At 73.7% G+C, this 2,563-nt stretch carries 3 protein-coding genes; 2 read left to right on the top strand and 1 reads right to left on the bottom strand.

From position 1 onward, the window contains the following. Together ACFU6K_RS36410 and ACFU6K_RS36405 are read left to right on the top strand one after the other, a co-directional pair. Positions 1 to 1,175, top strand: a 1,175-nt coding sequence (locus ACFU6K_RS36410) for an LCP family protein (protein ID WP_380670541.1), incomplete at its 5' end; no start/stop codon positions are given. A 38-nt stretch (positions 1,176 to 1,213) separates the two neighbouring features. Beyond that, entirely contained in the window at positions 1,214 to 1,699 is a 486-nt protein-coding gene (locus ACFU6K_RS36405) for a hypothetical protein (RefSeq protein ID WP_380670539.1), read from the top strand. 54 nt (positions 1,700 to 1,753) lie between these two features. Here ACFU6K_RS36405 and ACFU6K_RS36400 read toward each other — a convergent pair whose 3' ends face one another. Continuing rightward, entirely contained in the window at positions 1,754 to 2,332 is a 579-nt protein-coding gene (locus ACFU6K_RS36400; protein ID WP_380670537.1) for a hypothetical protein, read from the bottom strand. Between the last annotated feature and the right edge of the window lie 231 nt (positions 2,333 to 2,563).

Genomic DNA, 2,563 nt, shown 5'->3' with positions numbered 1-2,563 from the left:
CGGCCGCGCCACGGCACCCGGGGCAACCGGGGCAGTCCCGGCTGGGCGGCGTCCCGCCGCAGGGGGCCGGCGCACCCGGCGCCCGTCCCGGCGGCCCGGGGCGCCCCGGCGGTCCCGGCGGTCCCGGCGGTCCCGGTGGCCCCGGCGGCCCCGGCGGCACCCGCCCGCCCGGTGCCCAGGCCCGGCGCTGGCCGCGGCGGCGGATCGTGAAGTGGTCGGTCTTCGGCCTGCTGATCGCCGTCATGGTGACCGCCGTCTCCACCTGGTTCTGGGCGGACTCCAAGCTCAACCACGAGAACGTGCTCGCCGACTACCCCGGCCGCCCCGCCGCGGGCAAGGGCACCAACTGGCTGATCGTCGGCTCCGACAGCCGCCAGGGCCTCACCGACTCCGAGCAGGACGACCTGCACACCGGTCACGACACCGAGGGCAAGCGCAGCGACTCGATGATGATCCTGCACGTCGGGGACAACGGGAACACCCTGATGAGCATCCCGCGCGACTCCTGGGTGCCGATCCCCGAGCACCCGGGCGGCAACGGCAAGCCGGTCAAGGGCACCACCGCGAAGATCAACTCGGCCTTCGGCAACGGCGGCGGCCGCCTGCTGGTCCAGACCGTCGAGCAGAACACCGGCATACGGATCGACCACTACGCCGAGATCGGCTTCGGCGGCTTCGTCGGCATCGTCGACTCGATCGGCGGCGTCGAGATGAAGATCGACCAGGACGTCAAGGACAAGGACTCCGGGCTCGACCTCAAGGCCGGCGACCAGACCCTCACCGGCAAGCAGGCCCTGGCCTTCGTCCGCCAGCGCCACCAGATGGCCGACCAGGACCTCGGCCGGATGCGCAACCAGCAGAAGTTCCTCGGCGCCCTCGCCCACCAGGCCGCCTCCCCGGGCAACCTGCTGAACCCGTTCACCTTCTACCCGCTGGTCGACTCCGCGCTCGGCACCCTGATCGTCGACGAGGACTGCGGGCTGACCGACCTCGGCTCGCTCTTCCTCGCCATGAAGGACGTCAACGGCGGCAGCGGCAAGTCGCTGACCGTGCCGATCGGCAACCCGGACTACCGGACCAAGACCGGCGAGTCCGCCGTGCTGTGGGACGCCGGCAAGTCCAAGCAGGTCTTCGACGCCTTCAGGAACGACACCGCGGTGCCCGAGTTCAAGTAGTCGGCCACTTCGCGTGACCACTCCCTCACAATGAGTGGATGTCACTCGTCACCGCACTGATCCGCCGTCGTCGCCACCGCCTCCTGGGCCGCCTGGTCCAGGAGGCGCTCGCGTTGTACGGGATGGAGGTGCCCGCCGCCTGCGAGATCGGGCCCGGGCTGATGGTCTTCCACCGCGGCTTCGGCACCGTGCTGCACCCGTACACCACCCTCGGCGCCGGCGTGACGCTCTACAACGGCGTGACCATCGGCCGGGCCGACCCCTGGGTGCCCCAGGAGGAGAGCGCGATGCGGCGGGTGGTGGTCGAGGACGGGGCGGTGCTCTGCGCGGGCGCCAAGGTGGTGTGCAAGGAGGGCGTGCTGACCGTCGGCGCGGGCACCGTCGTCGGGGCCAACGCGGTGCTCACCCGCTCGACCGGCCCCGGGGAGATCTGGGCCGGCGCACCGGCGCGCAGGGTGGGAACGCGGGCGGGCGACTGGGGGCCCTCGGCGGTGCCGGCCCGGCCCGCTCCGAGCCCCGCCTGAACCCGCGGGACGTACGGGCACACGGGACGTACGGGACGAGCCCTGCGGGACGGGCTAGACGTACGGCAGCAGGCCGGTGCCGCACTCCGGGAAGCGGACCAGCCACTCCCCCTCGCCGCCGGCCTCCTCGGTCGCGCCCGAGAAGCCGTAGTGGATCGGCTGCCCGTCGCCGCTCAACCACCGCGCGTGGGTCAGCTGCACCGACAGCGAGGCCGGGCGGTGCGCGGCGGCGGCCGCCGACACCGGCGGTGCGGGCTGCTCCAGCACCAGCTCGTGCTCGGTCTCGCCCGGCCGGAAGGTCACCACGGTCTCGGTGCCCGGGCGGCGCGGGAAGGCGCCCGCCGGGTCCGTCCAGTACGCGGCGACCATCACCGCGAGGGTGCCCTCCAGGCTGCCGGTGTCCGGCCGCACGTACTCCTCGTCCGCGATCCAGCGGGAGTGGTGGCGGACCTCCTCCGGGCCCCACCGCTCGTCCCAGCGCACCCAGTAGCCCGCCACCCGCTTGACGGTCATGCCCTCGCGGGCGACCCGGACGGCGAACCGTGCCGGGCCGACCGGCTCGCAGCCGGCCAGGGAGACCACCGTCACCTGTTCGTAGGTCACCTCGCCGTCGTCGGCGCCCTGCTCCATCATCGGTCAACCACCTTGCCGCAGAGTCGAGTTCGACCGCGGCTGGGGCCGCGTCCGAATCGAGCGTAGGGCCCCGGCGCAGGAGGGCCCCACGATTGCCCGGTTCCGGCCCGGACGGCCGCGCTCCGGGCTACCCTGCCCGCCGCACGGCGGCGCCCGGCGCGAAAAGGGGCGGAAAAAGGGGCGGGAACCGGCTGCGGGCGCGGGTACGGAGGCGGGCACGGAGGCGGACGC

Origin of the sequence: Kitasatospora sp. NPDC057512 (genome assembly GCF_042802135.1) — a bacterium.
GTDB lineage: Bacteria > Actinomycetota > Actinomycetes > Streptomycetales > Streptomycetaceae > Kitasatospora.
The sequence above is the reverse complement of the archived record's forward strand: the minus strand, read 5'-3'. Positions and strand labels throughout refer to the sequence as shown.